The sequence below is a fragment of the Microbispora sp. CA-135349 genome (genome assembly GCF_050947365.1).
Classification (GTDB): Bacteria; Actinomycetota; Actinomycetes; order Streptosporangiales; family Streptosporangiaceae; genus Microbispora.
The window spans coordinates 6,104,222-6,124,263 of record NZ_CP192001.1 but is presented as its reverse complement, the minus strand read 5'-3'; the positions used below and the strand labels follow the sequence as shown (position 1 = coordinate 6,124,263).

The following is a 20,042-nucleotide window of genomic DNA, read 5'->3' as shown; positions in this document are numbered from 1 at the left end:
AGCTGCATGAGATCATTCTCACAACAACCGGTGGGAATTGTGCACGTCCTTACGGGTATGGGGGTCACTGGTGACTTTCCGTATGGTGGTCACAGGCGACCACCTGGAGGAGATGCATGCGTGGCACCAGCTCATTTCTGATCGTCGCGAACCGGCTACCGGTCGATCGCGTGGGCGAGAACGAGTGGCGGCGCAGCCCGGGCGGGCTCGTCACCGCCATCGCGCCCGTCATGCAACGTCGTGACGGGGCCTGGCTCGGCTGGACGGGGGCGGCGGGCGAGGAGCTGAAGCCCTTCGACCACGACGGCATGCACCTCATCCCCATCCCGCTGTCCCAGCTCGAGGTCGAGCTGTACTACGAGGGCTTCTCCAACGCCACCCTGTGGCCGCTCTACCACGACGTGGTCGCCACGCCCGTCTACTCGCGCGTGCTCTGGGACGCCTACCGGGCGGTCAACGACCGGTTCGCCCGCGCGGCCGCGGACGCGGCGGCGCCCGGCGCGGTCGTATGGGTGCAGGACTACCAGCTCCAGCTCGTGCCCGCGATGCTGCGTAAGCTGCGGCCCGACCTGAAGATCGGCTTCTTCCTGCACATCCCGTTCCCGCCGGGCGAGCTGTTCTACCAGCTGCCCTGGCGCACCGAGATCCTCGAGGGCCTGCTCGGGGCCGATCTCGTGGGCTTCCAGCGGCCGGGCGGCGCGGCCAACTTCCTGCGCCTGTGCCGCCGCCTGCTCGGGGTGCAGTACCTCCGCAACGAGATCCAGCTCGAAGACCGGACGGTGCGCGCGGAGTCGTTCCCGATCTCGGTCGACTACGGCGAGCTGGACCAGCTCGTCCGCGAGCCCCGCATCCAGCAGCGGGCCAAGGAGATCCGCGCGGAGCTGGGCGATCCGGAGCACGTGCTGCTGGGCGTCGACCGGCTCGACTACACCAAGGGGATCGGCCAGCGGCTCAAGGCGTTCGGCGAGCTGCTCGAAGACGGCGCGATCAAGCCGGACGAGGCGGTCTTCGTCCAGGTCGCGACCCCCACGCGGGAGCGCGTCGCCGAGTACATCCGGCTGCGCAACGACATCGAGCTGAGAGTGGGCCGCATCAACGGCGAGCACGGCGTGCTCGGCCGGATGCCGATCTCCTACCTGCACCAGTCGTACGCCAAGGAGGAGCTGGCGGCCCTCTACCTGGCGGCCGACGTCATGGTCGTCACGCCGCTGCGCGACGGCATGAACCTCGTCGCCAAGGAGTACGTCGCCTGCCGCCACGACCTGCGCGGGGCGCTCGTGCTGAGCGAGTTCGCCGGTGCGGCCGACGAGATGCGCCAGGCCTACATGGTCAACCCGTACGACATCGACGGCATGAAGCGGACGATGCTGGCGGCGATGCGGGCGACCCCGCACGAGCTGGCGCGCAGGATGCGCTCGCTCAGGCGCAGGGTCGCCACCTACAACGTGGACAGGTGGGCCAGCGACTTCCTCACGGCTCTGGAATCCGGGGAGCCGGTCGCTCCTACGGAGTGAGGTCTCGGGCGGCGTCCTTCCAGGAACGCCACTTCTTCGCCGCCGACCGCGTGACGACGATGCGCGTGATCTCCATGCCCAGGCCCATCACCACGGCGTACGCGATCGCCTCGCCGAGCCCGATGTCGGGGGAGTCGGCGCTCGCCGGCGGCTTCTTGCCGGTCGCCCTCTCCCACGCGAACGACAGCACCTTGCGCGAGCAGAAGCCCACGGCCAAGCCGAGCAGGCCGCCGACGATCCGCCACTGCATGTCGGGTTTGTCCGTCGCGCCGAGTTCGCGCTTGGCCTCCCGAACCGTGTCCGCCATGATTCCTCCTCGATAACGACCTTAGTGTCTCCCCGCGGGGCGACGGTCCACGCCATACCATGTGGTGGCATGACCGAACAGCGACTCCCCGCAGCGATGCCCGAGAAACCAACACTCGACGGCTTGGAGGCGGTATGGGTAGAGCGCTGGGAGGCCGGGGGCGTTTACCGGTTCGACCGGTCCCGGGGCAGGGACGAGGTCTACTCCATCGACACACCGCCGCCCACCGTGTCCGGGTCCCTCCATGTGGGGCACGTCTTCTCCTACACGCACACGGACACGATCGCCCGCTACCAGCGGATGCGGGGGCGCGAGGTCTTCTACCCGATGGGGTGGGACGATAACGGCCTGCCCACCGAGCGTCGCGTGCAGAACCACTTCGGCGTGCGCTGCGATCCGTCCATGCCGTACGACCCGGGCTTCACCCCGCCGGAGAAGCCGGACGCCAAGCGGCAGGTGCCGATCTCGCGTCGCAACTTCATCGAGTTGTGCGAGCGGCTGACCGCCGAGGACGAGAAGGCGTTCGAGGAGCTGTGGCGCCGCCTCGGCCTGTCGGTGGACTGGTCGATGACCTACGCGACCATCGACGCGGGAGCCCGGGCCGCCTCGCAGCGCGCGTTCCTGCGCAACCTCGCCCGCGGCGAGGCGTACGTCGCCGAGGCCCCGACCCTGTGGGACGTGACGTTCCGCACCGCCGTGGCCCAGGCCGAGCTGGAGGACCGGGAGTGGCCCGGCGCCTTCCACCGCATCGGGTTCGAGCGTCCTGACGGCGACGGCGCCGAGGGCATGGTGTGGATCGAGACGACCCGGCCCGAGCTGATCCCGGCCTGCGTGGCGCTGGTCGCCCATCCCGACGACGAGCGCTACCGGCCGTTGTTCGGCACCACCGTCCGCACCCCGGTCTTCGGGGTCGAGGTGCCGGTCGTCGCCCATCACCTCGCCGAGCCCGACAAGGGCTCGGGCATCGCGATGATCTGCACGTTCGGTGACGTCACCGACGTCACCTGGTGGCGCGAGCTGGACCTGCCCACCCGGCCGGTGATCGGCTGGGACGGCCGTCTGCTCCCCGAGCCGCCGCAGGGCGTGCCGGCCGAGCCGTACGCCGCGCTGGCCGGCAAGACGGTGCACAGCGCGCGCGAGCGCATCGTGGAGATGCTGCGCGAGTCCGGCCACCTGGACGGCGAGCCGCGCAAGATCCAGCGGCCGGTCAAGTTCTACGAGAAGGGCGACCGGCCGCTCGAGATCGTCACCACCCGGCAGTGGTACATCCGCAACGGCGGCAGGGACGCGCGGCTGCGCGCCGAGCTGCTGGAGCGCGGCCGGGAGCTGGAGTGGCACCCGCCGCACATGCGGGTCAGGTACGACAACTGGGTGGAGGGCCTCGCGGGCGACTGGCTGATCTCCCGCCAGCGGTTCTTCGGCGTGCCGATCCCGGTCTGGTACCCGCTCGACGCCGAGGGCGAGCCGGTCTACGACGCGCCGATCGTCCCGCCCGAGTCGGCGTTGCCGGTCGACCCGTCCAGCGACGTGCCGCCCGGCTACACCGAGGACCAGCGCGGCAAGCCGCTCGGCTTCTCCGCCGACCCCGACGTCATGGACACCTGGGCGACGTCCTCGCTGACCCCGCAGATCGCCGCCGGGTGGGAGCGCGACGGCGATCTGTTCCGCCGCGTCTTCCCGATGGACCTGCGGCCCCAGGCCCACGAGATCATCCGTACCTGGCTGTTCTCCACCGTCGTGCGGTCGCACCTGGAGCACGGGACGCTGCCCTGGCGGCACGCGGCGATCTCGGGGTGGATCCTCGATCCCGACCGCAAGAAGATGTCCAAGTCCAAGGGCAACGTGGTCACGCCCATGGGCCTGCTGGAGGAGTACGGCTCCGACGCGGTCCGCTACTGGGCGGCGAACGGGCGTCCCGGCACCGACACGGCGTTCGACACCGGACAGATCAAGATCGGCCGCCGGCTGGCCATCAAGATCCTCAACGCGTCGAAGTTCGTGCTCGGCTTCGGGTCCGGGAGCGGCGGCGAGGTCACCGAGCCGGTCGACCTGTCCATGCTGGCCGCGTTGCGTGCGGTCGTGGCCGAGGCGACCGAGGCGTTCGAGTCGTACGACTACACCCGGGCGCTGGAGCGGACGGAACGGTTCTTCTGGTCGTTCTGCGACGACTACCTGGAGTTGGTCAAGGCCCGGGCGTACGCCGGGGACCCCTCCGCCGTCGCCGCCCTGCGACGGGCGCTGGATGTGCTGTTGCGGCTGTTCGCGCCCTTCCTGCCGTTCGTGACCGAGGAGGTCTGGTCGTGGTGGCGGGAGGGCTCGGTGCACCGCGCCGCCTGGCCGTCCGCTGGAGACCTGCCCGAGGCGCGGCTCGGCGATCCTGCGGTGCTCGACGCCGCGGCGGAGGTGCTCCGCCGGGTGCGGCGGGCCAAGTCCGAGGCACGGCTGTCGATGCGGGCCGAGGTCTCCCGGCTGATCGTGTCGGGAGACCAGGCGGACCTGGTCCGGCTGGCCCAGGACGACCTGTGCGCGGCCGGCAACGTCGAGGAGTTCGTCCTCGAACCCGGTGACGCCCCGCTCGACGCGGTCGCCACCCTGACCGTGTGAGGCCACGCCGGCCGCCGCCGTGTGGACGGCGGCGGCCGGCGATGTTTGGGACGTTCCAGGACGTTCCCGGGCGTTTCGGTGCGGCGGCGGCCCGCAAGCCGGGGCCTGCGGCGAGGTCGCGGCGAAACGACCACCATACGCGGGTAAAACGACTGCGCGTCCCGTCCGCCGACATGCCAGGCTGGATCCGTGATCCCGTCTAACCGCAGTACCACGCAGAGGGTCCCGCCGACGCTGGCCACGATGGCCGCGTGGAGCTGGCGGCTGCTGCTGCTCGGCGCGATGGTCTACTTCCTGTGGCAGATCATCGGCAGGATCAGCTTCGTCGTCATGCCGGTGGTGGTCGCGCTGCTGCTCGCGGCCCTGCTGTACCCGCTGACCCGGAGGCTGCGCACTGCCGGACTGAGGCCGATCTACGCGACGTGGATCACGATGCTGCTCGGCCTCGCGCTGATCATCGGCATCGGGTTCCTGATCGGCGTGCGGGCGAACGAGGAGTTCCCCAAGCTGGTCGTGCAGATCCAGGTCACCGTGCGCAACGTCCAGAACTGGCTGCTGCACGGCCCCCTCCACCTGAAGGAGGCGCAGATCGCCGACTTCGTGGACCAGCTCAGCAGCCAGATCACTCAATATCGCAGCCAGATCACCAGCACGGTGCTGAGCGGCGCCACCGCGGTCGTCGAGGTGCTCACCTCCATCGTGCTGATCCTCTTCGTGACCTTCTTCCTGCTGAAGGACGGCGAGCGGATCTGGGCCTGGTTCCTGCGGGCGTTCGGCGGCGCCGCGCCGCGCGTGGACCTGGCGGGCCGGGCCGCATGGGCGACGATCTCCCACTACGTGCACGGCACGGTCGCCGTCGCGGCCATCCACGGGCTCGTGATCGGAGTGGTGCTCGCCGGGATGCGGGTGCCGCTGTGGGCGCCCCTCGCGGTGCTGGTCTTCCTGGCCAGCTTCATCCCGATCGTCGGCATCCTGTTCGCGGGCGGCGTCGCGACACTGGTCACCTTCGGCTCCCAGGGCTGGGTGTACGCGCTGATCTTCGTGGGCATCCTCGTGGTCGAGCAGCAGCTGGAAAACCACGTGCTCCAGCCGCTCATCGTGGGCCGTGCCCTGGAGTTCCACCCTCTGGCGATCATTCTCGTCCTCGCGGTCGGCGGCGTGCTCGGCGGCATCGCGGGCGCCGTGGTGGCGGTGCCGCTCACGGCGGTCATCTACCGCGCGCTGCCCGCACTGCGCCGCGGCCAGCCCGCCATCGAGCCGCCGGCCGAAAGCGGCCCGCCCGATGTCAAGGAGGATGGAGCCGGGAACGTGCCCCCGCAGCCGGAGCCCGGCGCGGAGCCCGCGTCCTCTCACGCGCCCCAGCCCGCCTCTCCGGGGGAGCACGGGCAGCGCGGGCAGGAGCCGGACGCGGCACGCCCGTCCTCCGAGGCGGGAGAGGCGGTGTCCCCCCAGCACAACGGGTAGGGTCATGCCTCATGAGCGTCGAGATCCTGATCCACCGGCTCGACCCCGGCCTTCCGCTCCCGTCGTACGCGCATCCGGGTGACGCCGGAGCCGACCTGTACGCGGCGGAGGACGTCGAGTTGCTGCCCGGGGAGCGGGCGGTCGTGCGGACTGGTGTCGCCATCGCGCTGCCGGACGGGTACGCCGCCTTCGTCCATCCGCGTTCGGGCCTGGCGGCCCGGCACGGAGTCACGCTGGTCAACGCGCCGGGCACGATCGACGCCGGCTACCGGGGCGAGATCCGGGTGACGATGATCAACACCGACGCCAAGGACGCGGTACGGCTCCGGCGCGGCGACCGCATCGCCCAGCTCGTGGTCCAGCGAGTGGAAAGGGCCGCGTTCTACGAGGTCGACCGGTTGCCCGGCTCCCTACGGGGCACGAACGGGTTCGGCTCGACGGGGAGCTGACACCGCGGGGCCCGTGAAACGGGCCACGATGCGAGGAGAGTGAGACAAGTGTTGCGACGCCGGCGACGCGCGGAGGAGGAGACCGCACCAGCCGTCGTGCGGGAGGAGGCTCCCGCCCCGACGCGGGCGACGGGCCCCTGGGATTCCGACGACGACTATCCCGAGGCCGAGCGGGTGGACCTGGGGGGCCTGCGCCTGCCCGTCGGTCCCGGGTTCGAGATCCAGCTCAGAGTGGACGGCGACCAGATCACCGGGGCGCTCGTCCTGCTGGAGGGGAGCCTGCTGCAGGTGCAGGCGCTCGCCGCGCCCAAGCGCGGCGGGACCTGGGACGAGGTGCGGGCCGAACTCGCCCGTGACGTGGCCGCCGCCGGCGGCTCCGTCGAGGAGCGGGAAGGGCCCTTCGGCCCTGAGCTCGCCGGACGGGCGCCCGCGCAGGGGCAGACGGAGCCGCAGCCGGTGCGCTTCCTCGGCGTGGACGGCCCCCGCTGGTTCCTGCAGGGCGTCATCAGCGGTCCGGCGGCGGCCGACCCGGATGCGGCGCGGATCCTGGAGGACGTCGTGCGCGACATCGTGGTCGTGCGCGGTGACGAGCCGATGCCACCCAGAGAGGCGATCCCGCTCCGCCTGCCCGCCGAGGCGCGGCAGGCCGTGGAGGAGCAGGGGGCCCGGCGGGAGGAGTTCCGGCCCTTCGAGCGCGGTCCCGAAATCCAGGAGATCCGCTGATCCCCGTCCCCGGGCGGTACCGGTTGACCTGATAGGGGGAAAAGCCCTGCCCTGACCGTCCTTCTGACCCATGGACGGCTCACGTATGCTGCGGTGGGAAACGACGGGCCTAGGCTGGAGCGAGGACGACGTATCCCCCCGAAGGGGACGGCGAGTGAGGAAGCTGGGTGAGTGACCAATGGGCACGCCGGAGCCTGCCAGACGCGGCGGACTGCGGGGCTTCTTCCGACGGCTGACCACCAGCCAGGCCGAGTTGGAGGCCGCCGAGCTCCAGGAGGACCTGGAGCAGCAGGGTGCCACTCCCATCGCGCGATGCGGTGAGCGTCAGCGGACATGTGTGGCGGGCACGCTGCGCACCGTGACCCTCCGTCCGCGCGGCGGCGCGCCCGCCCTCGAGGCCGAGTTGTACGACGGGTCGGACGTGATCGATTTGGTCTGGCTCGGTCGCCGGAAGATCGCCGGCATCGAGCCGGGCCGGGTGGTGCGGGCCGAAGGTCTGGTCAGCGTCCAGGACGGCCGCAAGGTCATGTTCAATCCCCGCTACGAGCTACGCCCGGCCGGTGGCCCTTGATCTCTCAGGAGACCGTATGAGCACAGCGGACATGACGGCCCCTGCGGCGCACGCCACGGTTGAGGCGGCCGTCCGTGCCCAGATGAGCAAGGCGCTGGGCGGCAGGCGCGGGATCGTCGAGGCGGCCGTGCCCACGATCGCCTTCACCGGCACCTGGGTGGGCACCAACGAGCTGAAGGCCTCGCTGATCGTCGGCATCGCCTCGGCGGTGGTGCTGCTGCTGGTGCGGCTCGCGCAGCGCACGACGCCGCAGTTCGTGCTCAACAGCCTCGTCGGCATCGGCATCGGTGCGTTCTTCGCGACCCGCACCGGCGACGCCAAGGACGTGTTCCTGCCGGGAATCCTCTACAACGGGGGCTACGCCGCCGGCATGCTGCTGTCGATCGTGGTCCGCTGGCCGGTCGTGGGTTTCCTGATCGGCTCGGTGACCGGCGACCCGACGGCCTGGCACAACGACCCCGCGCTGGTCCGGCTGTGCTCGCGGCTGACGTGGCTGCTCATGCTGCCCTGCCTGCTGCGGGTGGTGGTCCAGCTGCCGCTCTACTGGGCGGACCAGGTGACCGCCCTCGGCGTGGCCAAGATCGCCCTGGGCTGGCCGCTGCAGGTCGCGGCGCTGGCCGCGATGGTGTGGGTGCTCGCCCGGGGCCGCACCCCGATCGAGCCCGGTCTCCAGCAGCCCGCCCAGCCGCCCGTTCAGCCGCCTGCGTAGCCGTCCGTCTGGTCCGACGCGAAGGCCCCGGGTGCGTGTCCCGGGGCCCGAGTCGGTGCGGGTCAGGGACGCCCGTGGGCCGACAGCAGGACGGTGAGCTCGTGCTCGACCTCCTGGTTGGCCACGAACAGCAGCTCGTCGCCGGCCTCCAGCGGGTCGTCGGCCGACGGGACCAGCACCCGGCCCTCGCGCAGGATCGCCACGAGGGCGGCGTCCACCGGCCACGGCACCGAGCCCGCCCGCTGGCCCACCACCGGCGCGTCCTCGGCCAGCGTGAGCTCCACCAGGTTGGCCTGACCCTGCCGGAAGGTCATCAGGCGCACCAGGTCGCCGACGCTGACCGCCTCCTCGACCAGGGCCGACAGCAGGCGCGGGGTGGAGACGGCGACGTCCACGCCCCACGACTCGTTGAACAGCCATTCGTTCTTGGGGTGGTTGACGCGGGCGACCACCCGCGGCACGCCGTACTCCGTCTTGGCGAGGAGTGAGACCACGAGGTTGACCTTGTCGTCGCCGGAGGCGGCGATCACGACCTGGCAGCCGTTCAGCCCGGCCTCGTCCAGCGAGGAGATCTCGCAGGCGTCGGCCAGCAGCCACTCGGCCCGCGGCACGCTGTCGATCTTGATGGCGCTCGGGTCGATGTCGATGAGCAGGACCTCGTGGCCGTTCTCCAGGAGCTCCGCCGCGATGGAGCGGCCGACGGCTCCGGCGCCGGCGATGGTGACGCGCATCAGTGCTCCTCGTCGGACGGCGGGGCGGACAGCACCTTGTTGATGCGGTCCATGTCGTTCTCGGCGGCCACCAGGTGGAGCAGGTCGCCCTCCTGGATCACGGTCGTGTCCTTCGGCACGAGCGCCTCGCCCATGCGGTTGACGAACGCCACGCGCGCGCCGGTGACCGCCTCGATCGCCCTGGCCCGGGTGCCGATCCAGCCCTGGTGGAAGGCCGTCTCGGCGAGGACGACCGTACCGGTCGGGTCCCGCCAGAGGGGTTCGGCGCCCTCGGGCAGCACCCGGCGCAGGATCTGGTCGGCGGTCCAGCGGACCGTCGCCACGGTGGGGATGCCGAGCCGCTGGTAGACCTCGGCCCTGCGGGGGTCGTAGATGCGGGCGACCACGTTGTCCACGCCGAACATCTCGCGCGCGACGCGCGCGGAGATGATGTTGGAGTTGTCTCCGCTGCTCACGGCGACGAAGGCGGCGGCCGAGGCGATGCCGGCCTCTTCGAGGACGTCGCGGTCGAAGCCGATCCCCGTGACCCTGCGGCCCCGGAAGCCGGCCCGCAGCCGCCGGAAAGCCTGCGGGTCGCGGTCGATCACGGCGACCGAGTGGCCGTTGTCCTCAAGGATGTGCGCAAGGGTCGAGCCGACCCGGCCGCATCCCATGATCACAATATGCATGCTCCCCCGCCGTGGGTTGTGGCGGTCTCCTATTGCAGACAGTATGTCGCCCTGATGGCAGACCGCATGACCCGGGCACGGCGCCGGGGGGCTAGGCTCAACAGACGTGTCCAAGGTGCCAGATCTTGTCAAGCGGCTCCTCGTGGGGCGGGCTCTGCGAAGCACCGCGCTCCACCATCAGCTGCTGCCCAAGCGTGTGGCACTGCCGGTCTTCGCCAGTGACGCGCTGTCCTCGGTGGCGTACGCGCCGCAGGAGATCCTGGTCATCCTGTCGATCGGCGGGGTCGGCCTCTACAGCGTCAGCCCGTGGGTCGCGGCGGGCGTCGTCCTCGTCATGCTCACAGTGGTCGCCTCCTACCGGCAGAACGTGCACGCCTATCCCAGCGGCGGCGGCGACTACGAGGTGGCCACGACGAACCTGGGACCGACGGCGGGCCTGACCGTCGCGAGCGCCCTTCTCGTCGACTACGTGCTGACCGTGGCGGTGTCGGTCGCCAACGGCGCCGACTACGTGGGCGCGACGATCCCCTTCGTCGCCGAACACCGCCCGCTGGTGGCGATAGCCATCGTCGCGCTCTTGACGATCATGAATCTGCGCGGCCTCAGGGAATCGGGTGTCGCGTTCGCCGTTCCCACCTACGCCTTCATGATCGCGGTCATCGGCATGGTCGTGTGGGGCCTGTTCCGGCTGGTCGTGCTCGGCAACGACCTGCGCGCGCCCACCGCCGACTACCGGATCATCGGGGAGCAGGCCAACCTCGCCGGATTCGCGATGGCGTTCCTGGTGCTGCGCGCCTTCTCCTCCGGCTGTGCGGCGCTCACCGGTGTCGAGGCGATCAGCAACGGCGTGCCGGCCTTCCGCAAGCCCAAGAGCAAGAACGCCGCGACGACGCTGCTGATGATGGGCCTCATCGCGGTCACGATGTTCAGCGGGATCATCTTCCTCGGCCTCAAGGCAGGCGTGAAGCTGACCGACCCGGCGTTCATGGCCACGCACGTCATCATCGACGGGCACCCCGCCGGGCCCGGCTACTACCAGCAGCCGATCATCGCGCAGGTGGCCTCGGCCGTCTTCGGGCACGGCTCGTTCCTGTTCGTCGTGATCGCCGCGGTGACCGCCCTCATCCTGTTCCTGGCGGCCAACACCGCGTTCAACGGCTTCCCGGTGCTCGGGTCGATCCTCGCCCAGGACCGCTACCTGCCGCGCCAGCTGCACACCCGGGGCGACCGCCTCGCCTTCAGCAACGGCATCATCATTCTCGCGGCCGGGGCATGCCTGCTGATCTGGGCGTTCGACGCGGACGTGAGCAAGCTGCTCAACCTCTACATCGTCGGGGTGTTCGTCTCGTTCACCCTCAGCCAGATCGGCATGGTCCGGCACTGGACCCGTCACCTGAGGACCGAGACCGACGCGAGGGCGCGCTTCCACATGATGCGCTCGCGGCTGATCAACGGCTTCGGCGCGGTGATGACGGGGCTCGTGCTCGTCGTCGTCCTGGCGACCAAGTTCATGCACGGCGCGTACATCGTCTGCATCGCGATGCCGGTGCTCTTCCTGATGATGAAGGGCATCAGGCGGCACTACGACCGGGTCGCCGAGGAGCTCGCCGCGCCCGAGGGGCACGAGGTCGACGAGTCGCTGCTGCCCGCGCGCAACCACGCGATCGTGCTCGTCTCGAAGATCCACAAGCCCACGCTCCGTGCGCTCGCGTACGCCAGGGCGACCCGCCCGTCGAGCCTGGAGGCCGTGACCGTCAGCGTGGACGCCGACGAGGCGAACAGGCTCAGGGAGGAGTGGGACCGGCGTGGCATCGAGGTGCCGCTGAAGATCCTCGACTCGCCCTACCGGGAGATCACGGGCCCGATTCTCGATTACGTCAAGTCGCTGCGGCGGCGCTCGCCGCGCGACGTCGTGACCGTCTACATCCCGGAGTACGTGGTCGGCCGGTGGTGGGAGCACCTCCTGCACAACCAGAGCGCGTTGCGGCTCAAGGGACGGCTGCTGTTCAAGCCGGGGGTCATGGTCACGAGCGTGCCCTTCCAGCTCGCCTCCTCCGACCGGCTCAGGGGCCGCAGGGAGCCGTCCGCTCCCGGCGCCTCCCGCCGCTCCTACCAGCCCCCGAAGGACACACAGGTCAAGACATGACCGAAACGAAAGAGGCCGCTATGGGTGGCGAACGGCTCGAACTGACGGTGGACGCCGTCGCCAACGGCGGCTGGTGCGTGGCCAGGCACGAGGGCCGGGTGGTGTTCGTCCGGCACACCCTGCCCGGCGAGCGGGTCGTGGCCGAGGTCACCGAGGAGACCACGCGGTTCCTGCGGGCCGACGCGGTCGAGATCCTCGAGCCCTCACCCGACCGCGTCACACCGCCCTGCCCGTTCGCCCGGCCCGGCCACTGCGGCGGCTGCGACTGGCAGCACGCCTCGCTCGAGGCGCAGCGCCGGTTCAAGGCCGATGTGGTCGCCGAACAGTTCCGCCGCCTGGCGGGCCTCGATCTCAAGGTCGTGGTCGAGGAGGTGCCGGGGGCGGAGGACGGCCTCGGGTGGCGTACCCGTGTGCGCTTCGCCGTGGACCGGGACGGCACGGCCGGGCTGCGCAGGCACCGGTCGCACGAGATCGAGCACGTCACCGAGTGCCTCATCGCGCACCCCGCCGTGGAGGAGGTCGGCGCGGAACGCCTCGCCTGGCCGGGGGCCGCCGCGGTCGAGGTGGTGGCGGCCTCCGGCGGCGACCGCGCCGTGATCGTCGAACCGCTCCCGAACCGCCGCGCGGCCATCCCGGACGTGGACGCCGCGATCCTGCTCGACCAGGGCAGACGGGGCACGCGTGCGCTGCACGGCCGGGCCTCGCTGACCGAGCGGGTGGGCGAGCGGGACTTCCGGGTCACCGCGAGCGGGTTCTGGCAGGTCCATCCGGGGGCGGCGGACACGCTGCTCGGCGCGGTGCTCGACTTCGGCCGCCCCGAGCCGGGGGAGTGGGCGCTCGACCTGTACTGCGGCGCGGGCCTTTTCGCCGCCGGGCTCGCCGAGGCCGTCGGCCCGGAGGGCGCCGTGCTGGGCATCGAATCCGAACCGCAGGCCGCGCAGGACGCCCGGTTCAATCTGCGCGACCTGCCGCAGGCGCGGATCGAGCGGGGCAGGGTCGAGGAGGCGCTCGACCGGCTGCGGATCGAACGGGCCGACCTGGTGGTGGCCGACCCGCCCCGTGCGGGCCTCGGCCGTCCGGTGGTCGAGCGCGTCGCCGGTCTGGAGGCCTCGCGCGTGGTGTACGTCTCGTGCGACCCGGCCACCCTGGCCAGGGACGTCGCATGGTTCGGCCAGCACGGCTACCGGCTGGAGGACCTGCGGGCCTTCGACCAGTACCCGATGACCCACCACGTGGAGTGCGTGGCGCTGCTCGTCAGGGACTGAGCCCGGCCCGCCTCACGGGTGGGGACGGGACATCCCCGCGACCAGGAGGTCCGCCAGCCTTCGGACCGCCACGGCCGCGTTCTCGGGCGAACCGGCGCGCAGGGAGCCGAGCAGCGCTTCGTTCAGCCCGCGGTGCCGCACCTGGTGTTCGGCGAACCTGTGGACGGTGCCGCGCAGCGCCCGCCAGGGGCCGGGGTCGTCGAGGGCGGCACGCATCTGCGCGCGGCACACGGCCACCTGCTCGGAGAGCACGGCGCCGACGAGGTCCTGACGCGACGGGAAGTGCCGGTAGACGGTCGCGACACCCAGGCCGGCACGCCGGGCGATCTCATGCACGGGCAGGTCGAGCCGCACGGCGGGCGCGGCTGGAAGTGAGCAGGGCGCCGTCACCGGCCGAGGTCTTCCAAAGTGCCGGACGCGGTCCGACCTCTTCGGCACCTGCTCCGAGGGCCGGGGAAGGCGGCGGGCGCCGGTCAGGGGACGGGGTGGCCGCCCGGCATGAGTCGCGACCGCGTGGCCGGTGCGACCGGTGACGCCGCCCCCGTGAGGATCCGCAGCACCTGCTCGGAGGGACGGGCACCCCGCACGGACAGCCAGGCCAGGCCGTTGCGGGCGCGGAAGGCCGCCAGCCGTGCCGCCTCGCCCGGCCCCAGGTCACGGGAGCCCGTGAGGACGGGCGCCAGCCCCATGCGCCGCCACACCGCGTCCGGCGAGACACCCAACGCCACCGCGATCTGCGGGCGCGCCGCCCGGGCCGCTACGGCCAGGTCGTGCAGCGCGGAGGGGGCGGACCCCATCGGCACGAGCAGGCCGACCGACTCGATCTCCACACCCGCCTCCCGGGTGATCCGCAACGCCTCCCGGCCGGCGGGCCCCAGGCCGTCCCGGGAGGCGGGAAGCGTGAACGTCACGCGCAGTGCACCGGCCCCGCCGGTCGATCCCGCCCGGGTCCACGCCTCGCGTTGCAGGCGGGCGAGTACGGCGGCGCGGCGGCGGGCGGCCGTCTCTCCGGCCGGATCTGTCCCTTCGACCTGGCCGGTTTCCCCCGCTTGGCCGGTTTCTTCCGCTTGGCCGGTCTCTCCGGTGTGGCCCGCCGCGGGCTCCGTGGGCTCGATGTCGACGCCGGGAGGGTCCATCACGGCGACGACCCGCCGGTAGGCCGCGAGCAGCCGGGCGGGGTTCTCGCAGGTGGCCGACAGCTCCCGCCCGTAGGGCCCGCCGAACGCCGGCCACACCTCGCCGCCGTCGGCCCGCAGCCGTCCGATTCGCGCGGCGACCGCGTCGCCGCCGTGGGGACGCACCCCCGCCCAGTGGGGAGTGCAGCCGTCCGGCCCGGCGACGACGTGACCGATCGCGAACGAGCGCACGCCCGCGGCCGTCAGTTCGGGACGCGGCTCGCCGGCGGCGTCGAGGAAGCCCCGGTAACCGGCCGCGGGCGCGTCGGCGGAGGGAGCGGCGGGCGGGGCCGGGGCGGCGACCGTCTGACGCGCGGCGACCAGCGTCTCCGGCGTCGCGGAGGCCGGGGTCCGGTGACCGGCGGGCGTGGCGCCGGGAGCGACGTGCCAGCCCTCGGGCGGGGCGGCGGGCAGCGCCCACAACGCCGCGCCGGTACCGGCGACGAGCGCGGCCGACGCCAGGAGGACGAGGGAACGCGGGAGGCGGCCCGCTTCGCGGGAATGACGTGCCGAGTCCACGCTCACCACCCTGAGTTGCGATGTGACCACGTTGCGCACAGGCGGCTCGCACTCTAGCAAGCCGGGCAGCCGGGGGAGGGGATAATGGATGGATGAAATTGAGGATCTTCACTGAACCCCAGCAGGGCGCGAGTTACGACGATCAGCTCAAGGTGGCGCAGGCCGCCGAGCGGCTCGGATTCGACGCGTTCTTCCGGTCTGACCACTATTTGCGGATGGGTGACGGGGATCCCGCCCCCGGCCCCACCGACGCCTGGATCACCCTGGCCGGTCTCGCCCGGGAGACCTCGACCATCCGGCTGGGCACGCTGGTGAGCGCCGCGACGTTCCGCTTGCCCGGCCCGCTGGCGATCAGCGTCGCCCAGGTCGACCAGATGAGCGGCGGTCGTGTGGAGCTGGGTCTCGGCACCGGCTGGTTCGAGGAGGAGCACACGGCGTACGGGATCCCGTTCCCCTCGCTTGGCGAGCGGTTCGAGCGCCTGGAGGAGCAGCTCGAGATCGTGACCGGGCTGTGGGCGGCGGACAAGCCGTTCTCGTTCGAGGGCGCGCACTATCGGCTGGCCGGCTCCCCGGCGCTGCCGAAGCCGGCGCAGCGGCCCCGGCCGCCCGTCATCATCGGCGGCGGGGGCGCCAAGCGGACGCCGCGGCTGGTCGCGCGGTTCGCCGACGAGTACAACGTGCCGTTCCATCTCCCCGAGGACACCGCCGCGGCCTTCGACCGGGTCAGGCGGGCGTGCGACGCCGCGGGCCGGGAGACCGTCCTGCTGTCGGCGGCGCAGGTCGTCTGCGCCGGGCGGGACGAGGCGGAGATCGCCCGGCGGGCCGCCAACATCGGCCGCAAGGTCGACGAGCTGCGCGTCAACGGGCTGGCGGGCACCCCGCAGGAGATCGTTGACAAGATCGGCCGATTCACGGAGATGGGCGCCGAGCGGCTCTACCTGCAGGTCCTCGACCTGCACGACCTAGAGCACCTGGAGCTGATCGCTTCCGAGGTGCTGCCGCACGTCTGATAATGCCATAGCCGGTCGAAGGGGGCATCCGGCACACTGTGCCGGGTGCTCTTCACGATCTCGACGACCCTGCGGCCCGCCACGGACCTCGGCTTCCTCCTGCACAAGCATCCCGACCGGGTGCAGGAGTTCGAGAAGTCGTTCGGCATCGCGCGGGTCTTCTATCCGGAGGCGGACGAGGACCGGTGCACCGCGGCGCTGCTGCTCGAGGTCGACCCCGTGCGGCTGGCCCGTTCCCGGGGCTCCTCCTCGCCCGACTTCTCCCTGGGGCAGTACGTCAACGACCGGCCGTACGCCGCGTCCTCACTGCTGGCGTCGGCGCTCGCGGACGTGTTCCGTACGGCGCGGACCGGGCGCTGCGCCTCCCGCCAGGACCTCGCGGACGGGCCGATCCCGCTGGAGATCGGCCTGCCCGCGCTGCCGTGCCGGGGCGGCGCCGATCTCGCGCACCGGCTGTTCGGGCCGCTGGGCTGGGAGGTCGACGCCGCGGCCGTGCCGCTCGACCCCGTCTTCCCGGAGTGGGGGGAGTCACGCTACGTACGGCTCGCGCTGCGGGGGACCGTGCGCCTCGCCGACGCGCTCAACCATCTGTACGTCCTGCTCCCCGTGCTGGACGACGCCAAGCACTACTGGCTGGCGGGCGACGAGGTCGACAAGCTCGTCCGCGCGGGGGAGGGATGGCTGGCCGGTCATCCGGACAAGGGGCTGATCACCCGCCGCTACCTCGGCAGGCGGTGGGCGCTCACCCGCACCGCCTTCGCCCGTCTCGCCGAGCTCGGCGACGACGTGGAGGAGAGCCTGGACCCGCCGGTCGATGAGGAGCCGGGCGCCGAGGCCCCCGACTTCGCCGAGCCCGCCGAGCCCGCCGAGCCCGGCGCGACCGAGTCCGCGCGCCCGCGCGGTGTCTCCGGTCCCGCCGAGCGGGAGGACGCCGCCCCGCGTCCCGACGACGGGCGCGTCCCCGAGCCGCCGGGGACAGTGGGCGCGGAGGCCGGTGACGGGGCGGGCGAGACGCGGGTGCCGTTGAACACGCTGCGCCGGGAGGCCGTCGTGGCGGTGCTGGAGGAGATCGGCGCCCGCACCGTGCTCGACCTCGGCTGCGGGTCGGGGCAGCTGCTGGGGGCGTTGCTGGACCGGCCGGTCTTCGCCAAGGTGACCGGCATGGACGTGTCGGCCCGCGCACTCGCGCTGGCCAAGCGCCGTCTGCGCGCCGAGCGGATGCCGGACGCCAAGCGGGCCAGGCTGGAGCTGTTCCAGGGCTCGCTGACGTACACCGACGCCCGCCTGGCCGGGTACGACGCCGCGGTGCTGATGGAGGTCGTCGAGCACGTGGACCCGCCGCGGCTGCCCGCGCTCGAACGCGTGGTCTTCGGCGCGGCGCGGCCCGCACACGTGATCGTGACCACGCCCAACGTGGAGCACAACGTCAGGTACGAGCTCGCCGCGGGAGCGCGCCGCCACCCCGACCACCGGTTCGAGTGGAGCAGGGCGGAGTTCGCCCGGTGGGTGGCGGGCGTCTGCGAGACGTACGGCTACGCGGCCGATCTGCGGCCGGTGGGCGTGGACGACCCCGAGACGGGCCCGCCCACCCAGATGGCGGTCTTCAGCAGGAAGGAGGAGCGGCCGTGACCGAGATCAGCGTGCCGGAGCTGTCGCTGGTGGTGCTCGTGGGCATCTCCGGGAGCGGCAAGTCGACGTTCGCGGCCCGGCATTTCGCGCCCACGCAGGTCGTCTCGTCCGACTTCTGCCGGGGCCTGGTGGCCGACGACGAGAACGACCAGACGGCGACACCCGAGGCGTTCGACCTGCTCCACCACATCGTGGGCATCCGCCTGCGGCGGGGCCTGCTCACCGTCGTCGACGCGACCAACGTGCAGTGGGAGGCCCGCAAGAAGCTCATCGAGCTGGCCAGGGCGCACGACGTGCTCGCCGACGCGATCGTGCTGGACGTGCCCGAGGAGGTGGCACGCGCCCGGAACGCGGAGCGCCCCGACCGGGCCTTCGGCGCCCACGTGATCACCCGGCAGCGCAAGGAGCTGCGCCGGTCGCTCGCCAAGATCGCCAAGGACGGCTTCCGCCGGGTTCACGTCCTGCGCGGCGACGAGATCGACGACGTGGCCGTCACGTACGAGAAGGCGTGGACCGACAAGACCCACCTCACCGGTCCTTTCGACATCATCGGCGACGTGCACGGTTGCCGCGCCGAGCTGGAGTCCCTGCTGGTGAAGCTCGGCTGGGAGGTCGGGCCGGACGGCGCCGTCCACCCCGAGGGGCGTACGGCGGTCTTCGTCGGCGACCTCGTCGACCGCGGCCCGGACACGCCGGGCGTGCTGCGGCTGGTCATGAGCATGGTCGAGGCGGGGACCGCGCTGTGCGTGGCAGGCAACCACGAGCAGAAGCTGGTCCGGGCCCTCGACGGCCGCAAGGTGCGGGTCGCGCACGGCCTGGAGCGGTCGCTGGAGCAGCTCGCCGCCGAGCCGGAGGAGTTCCGCGCGGCCGCCAGGACGTTCATGGACGGGCTCATCAGCCACTACCGCCTCGACGGCGGCAGGCTGGTGGTCGCGCACGCCGGGCTCAAGGAGGCCTACCACGGGCGGGCCTCCGGGCGGGTGCGGGCGTTCGCCCTGTACGGCGACACGACCGGGGAGACCGACGAGTACGGCCTGCCGGTGCGCTACCCCTGGGCGAACGACTACCGGGGGCGTGCCATGGTCGTCTATGGCCACACCCCGACGCCGGAGCCGGAATGGGTCAACAACACGATCTGCCTCGACACCGGCGTGGTCTTCGGCGGGCGGCTGACCGCCCTGCGCTACCCCGAGCGTGAGCTCGTCTCGGTGCCGGCCGAGCAGGTCTGGTACGAGCCGGTGCGGCCGCTGGCCGCCACCCGGGTGGAGCGCGACCCGGGTGTGCTGGACATCGGCGACGTGGACGGCACCCGCTTCGTGGAGACCCGGTTCGGCGGCCGGATCAAAATCGCGGAGGAGAACTCCCGCGCCGCACTGGAGATCATGAGTCGGTTCGCCGTGGACCCCCGCTGGCTGGTCTACCTCCCGCCGACGATGGCGCCGCCGGAGACCTCCGCGCTTGACGGCTACCTGGAGCACCCGGCCGAGGCGTTCGACGAGTTCGCCCGCGCGGGGGTGACCCGGGTGGTGTGCGAGGAGAAGCACATGGGCTCGCGGGCGATCGCCGTGCTGGCGCGGACGCCGGAGGCGGCGGCCCGCCGTTTCGGGGTGAACGACGGCACGACGGGCAGCGTCTACACCCGCACCGGGCGGCCCTTCTTCGACGAGCGCCTGCCGGAGCTGGTGGACCGGCTGCGCGAGGCAGCCGCGCCGCTGTGGGAGGTGCTGGAGACCGACTGGCTGGTGCTCGACTGCGAGCTGCTGCCGTGGTCGGCCAAGGCCGAGGGGCTGATCCGCGACCAGTACGCCTCGGTGGGGGCGGCCGCCGGGGCGGCGCTTCCCGAGGCGGTCGCGGCGCTGGAGATGGCGGCGGGACGTGGCCTGGACGTAGGCCCTCTGCTCGACCGCACCCGCCGCCGTGTCCGCAACGCTGCCCTTTTCCGCGACGCCTATGCCCGATACTGCTGGCCGGTCTCGGGTCTCGACGGCGTACGGCTCGCGCCGTTCCAGATCCTCGCGTGCGAGGGCAGGGCGACGGCGGTGGAGGAGCCGCACGAGTGGCACCTGAAGACGCTCGCTCTGTTGGACTCGCCGCTCGTCACGCCGACTCGCCATCTCTTCGTCTCCCTCGGCTCGCCGCAGGAGCGGGAGGCGGCGGTCGCGTGGTGGACGGCGCTGACCGAGGCGGGGGGCGAGGGCATGGTGGTCAAACCGGCCGCCCAGTCCGAAGGCCGGGTGCAACCGGGTGTGAAGGTGCGCGGCAGGGAGTATCTGCGGATCATCTACGGCCCCGACTACACCGAGTCGCTCGACGTGCTGCGGCGCAGGTTCACCGGAAGGAAGCGCTCGCTCGCGCTGCGGGAGCACGCGCTCGGCCTGGAGGCGCTCGCGCGCCTGGCGGAGGGCGAGCCGCTGTGGCGGATCCACGAGGCGGTCTTCGCCGTCCTCGCGCTGGAGTCCGAGCCGGTCGACCCCCGCCTGTGACGGGACGGCCCGTGTCCTTCGACCGTACGGCCCCCGGTACGGCCGCCCGCCGGTGAGGCGGGGGCCGTACCCGGG

General features: G+C 72.1%; 17 protein-coding genes. 12 read left to right on the top strand and 5 right to left on the bottom strand.

Features of this window, described 5'->3' with window-relative positions; all coding sequences use genetic code 11:
- Window positions 1-116 precede the first annotated feature (116 nt).
- Window positions 117-1,514 carry an alpha,alpha-trehalose-phosphate synthase (UDP-forming) gene (locus tag ACQPZZ_RS28080; protein ID WP_432923951.1) on the top strand — a complete coding sequence of 466 codons (1,398 nt, stop codon included), beginning with the start codon at window positions 117-119 and terminating at the stop codon, window positions 1,512-1,514.
- Here the strand turns inward: ACQPZZ_RS28080 and ACQPZZ_RS28075 are convergent.
- A complete protein-coding gene (locus tag ACQPZZ_RS28075) occupies window positions 1,504-1,821 on the bottom strand; it encodes a DUF4235 domain-containing protein (RefSeq protein WP_432923949.1) in 318 nt (105 codons plus the stop codon). The genes ACQPZZ_RS28080 and ACQPZZ_RS28075 overlap by 11 nt on opposite strands.
- A 69-nt stretch (window positions 1,822-1,890) precedes the next feature.
- Here ACQPZZ_RS28075 and valS point away from each other — a divergent pair, with 69 nt between their 5' ends.
- From valS to ACQPZZ_RS28045, 6 genes are all read left to right on the top strand, one after another.
- Window positions 1,891-4,425, top strand: coding sequence for a valine--tRNA ligase (gene valS / locus ACQPZZ_RS28070; protein ID WP_432923947.1), 2,535 nt, complete (start codon window positions 1,891-1,893; stop codon window positions 4,423-4,425).
- A gap of 243 nt (window positions 4,426-4,668) precedes the next feature.
- Window positions 4,669-5,889, top strand: coding sequence for an AI-2E family transporter (locus ACQPZZ_RS28065; protein WP_432923945.1), 1,221 nt, complete (start codon window positions 4,669-4,671; stop codon window positions 5,887-5,889).
- A gap of 11 nt (window positions 5,890-5,900) precedes the next feature.
- Entirely contained in the window at window positions 5,901-6,338 is a 438-nt protein-coding gene (dut, locus tag ACQPZZ_RS28060; protein WP_432923943.1) for a dUTP diphosphatase, read from the top strand.
- A gap of 48 nt (window positions 6,339-6,386) precedes the next feature.
- Window positions 6,387-7,061, top strand: a complete 675-nt coding sequence (locus tag ACQPZZ_RS28055; protein ID WP_432923941.1) for a DUF3710 domain-containing protein — start codon at window positions 6,387-6,389, stop codon at window positions 7,059-7,061.
- Between the two features lie 178 nt (window positions 7,062-7,239).
- Window positions 7,240-7,632, top strand: coding sequence for an OB-fold nucleic acid binding domain-containing protein (locus ACQPZZ_RS28050; protein WP_030505482.1), 393 nt, complete (start codon window positions 7,240-7,242; stop codon window positions 7,630-7,632).
- A 16-nt stretch (window positions 7,633-7,648) separates the two neighbouring features.
- Entirely contained in the window at window positions 7,649-8,341 is a 693-nt protein-coding gene (locus ACQPZZ_RS28045) for a DUF3159 domain-containing protein (RefSeq protein ID WP_432923939.1), read from the top strand.
- A 62-nt stretch (window positions 8,342-8,403) separates the two neighbouring features.
- Here the strand turns inward: ACQPZZ_RS28045 and ACQPZZ_RS28040 are convergent, their stop codons facing one another.
- Window positions 8,404-9,072, bottom strand: a complete 669-nt coding sequence (locus tag ACQPZZ_RS28040; protein WP_432923937.1) for a potassium channel family protein — start codon at window positions 9,070-9,072, stop codon at window positions 8,404-8,406.
- A complete protein-coding gene (locus tag ACQPZZ_RS28035) occupies window positions 9,072-9,740 on the bottom strand; it encodes a potassium channel family protein (RefSeq protein WP_432923935.1) in 669 nt (222 codons plus the stop codon). The genes ACQPZZ_RS28040 and ACQPZZ_RS28035 overlap by 1 nt, the downstream gene beginning before the upstream one ends.
- Window positions 9,741-9,846: 106 nt before the next feature.
- On the opposite strand from ACQPZZ_RS28035, the gene ACQPZZ_RS28030 reads away from it, so the two are divergent.
- Window positions 9,847-11,886: an APC family permease gene (locus ACQPZZ_RS28030; RefSeq protein ID WP_432923933.1), complete on the top strand. Its 2,040-nt coding sequence runs from the start codon at window positions 9,847-9,849 to the stop codon at window positions 11,884-11,886.
- On the top strand, window positions 11,883-13,151 hold the full coding sequence (locus ACQPZZ_RS28025) for a class I SAM-dependent RNA methyltransferase (protein ID WP_432923931.1): 1,269 nt from the start codon (window positions 11,883-11,885) through the stop codon (window positions 13,149-13,151). The genes ACQPZZ_RS28030 and ACQPZZ_RS28025 overlap by 4 nt, the downstream gene beginning before the upstream one ends.
- 12 nt (window positions 13,152-13,163) lie before the next feature.
- Here ACQPZZ_RS28025 and ACQPZZ_RS28020 read toward each other — a convergent pair whose 3' ends face one another.
- Together ACQPZZ_RS28020 and ACQPZZ_RS28015 are read right to left on the bottom strand one after the other, a co-directional pair.
- On the bottom strand, window positions 13,164-13,541 hold the full coding sequence (locus ACQPZZ_RS28020) for a TetR/AcrR family transcriptional regulator (protein WP_432923929.1): 378 nt from the start codon (window positions 13,539-13,541) through the stop codon (window positions 13,164-13,166).
- An 83-nt stretch (window positions 13,542-13,624) separates the two neighbouring features.
- On the bottom strand, window positions 13,625-14,845 hold the full coding sequence (locus ACQPZZ_RS28015) for a hypothetical protein (protein ID WP_432923927.1): 1,221 nt from the start codon (window positions 14,843-14,845) through the stop codon (window positions 13,625-13,627).
- 92 nt (window positions 14,846-14,937) lie between these two features.
- On the opposite strand from ACQPZZ_RS28015, the gene ACQPZZ_RS28010 reads away from it, so the two are divergent.
- From ACQPZZ_RS28010 to ACQPZZ_RS28000, 3 genes are read left to right on the top strand one after another with little or no spacing between them, the layout of a single operon-like run.
- Window positions 14,938-15,855 (top strand): LLM class F420-dependent oxidoreductase, encoded by a 918-nt coding sequence (locus ACQPZZ_RS28010; RefSeq protein WP_363638546.1) that lies wholly within the window; start codon window positions 14,938-14,940, stop codon window positions 15,853-15,855.
- Window positions 15,856-15,900: 45 nt separating this feature from the next.
- A complete protein-coding gene (locus ACQPZZ_RS28005) occupies window positions 15,901-17,484 on the top strand; it encodes a 3' terminal RNA ribose 2'-O-methyltransferase Hen1 (RefSeq protein ID WP_432923925.1) in 1,584 nt (527 codons plus the stop codon).
- A complete protein-coding gene (locus tag ACQPZZ_RS28000) occupies window positions 17,481-19,967 on the top strand; it encodes a polynucleotide kinase-phosphatase (protein WP_432923923.1) in 2,487 nt (828 codons plus the stop codon). Before ACQPZZ_RS28005 ends, ACQPZZ_RS28000 begins: the two co-directional genes overlap by 4 nt.
- Window positions 19,968-20,042 lie beyond the last annotated feature (75 nt).

What these genes read in the sequence shown, in the direction of transcription:
- dut (WP_432923943.1), top strand. Translation starts at nt 5,901, where the DNA reads ATGAGCGTCGAGATCCTGATCCACCGGCTCGACCCCGGCCTTCCGCTC.
- ACQPZZ_RS28065 (WP_432923945.1), top strand. Translation starts at nt 4,669, where the DNA reads ATGGCCGCGTGGAGCTGGCGGCTGCTGCTGCTCGGCGCGATGGTCTAC.
- ACQPZZ_RS28035 (WP_432923935.1), bottom strand. Translation starts at nt 9,740, where the DNA reads ATGCATATTGTGATCATGGGATGCGGCCGGGTCGGCTCGACCCTTGCG.
- ACQPZZ_RS28075 (WP_432923949.1), bottom strand. Translation starts at nt 1,821, where the DNA reads ATGGCGGACACGGTTCGGGAGGCCAAGCGCGAACTCGGCGCGACGGAC.
- ACQPZZ_RS28050 (WP_030505482.1), top strand. Translation starts at nt 7,240, where the DNA reads ATGGGCACGCCGGAGCCTGCCAGACGCGGCGGACTGCGGGGCTTCTTC.
- ACQPZZ_RS28040 (WP_432923937.1), bottom strand. Translation starts at nt 9,072, where the DNA reads ATGCGCGTCACCATCGCCGGCGCCGGAGCCGTCGGCCGCTCCATCGCG.
- ACQPZZ_RS28025 (WP_432923931.1), top strand. Translation starts at nt 11,883, where the DNA reads ATGACCGAAACGAAAGAGGCCGCTATGGGTGGCGAACGGCTCGAACTG.
- ACQPZZ_RS28080 (WP_432923951.1), top strand. Translation starts at nt 117, where the DNA reads ATGCGTGGCACCAGCTCATTTCTGATCGTCGCGAACCGGCTACCGGTC.
- ACQPZZ_RS28010 (WP_363638546.1), top strand. Translation starts at nt 14,938, where the DNA reads ATGAAATTGAGGATCTTCACTGAACCCCAGCAGGGCGCGAGTTACGAC.
- ACQPZZ_RS28045 (WP_432923939.1), top strand. Translation starts at nt 7,649, where the DNA reads ATGAGCACAGCGGACATGACGGCCCCTGCGGCGCACGCCACGGTTGAG.
- valS (WP_432923947.1), top strand. Translation starts at nt 1,891, where the DNA reads ATGACCGAACAGCGACTCCCCGCAGCGATGCCCGAGAAACCAACACTC.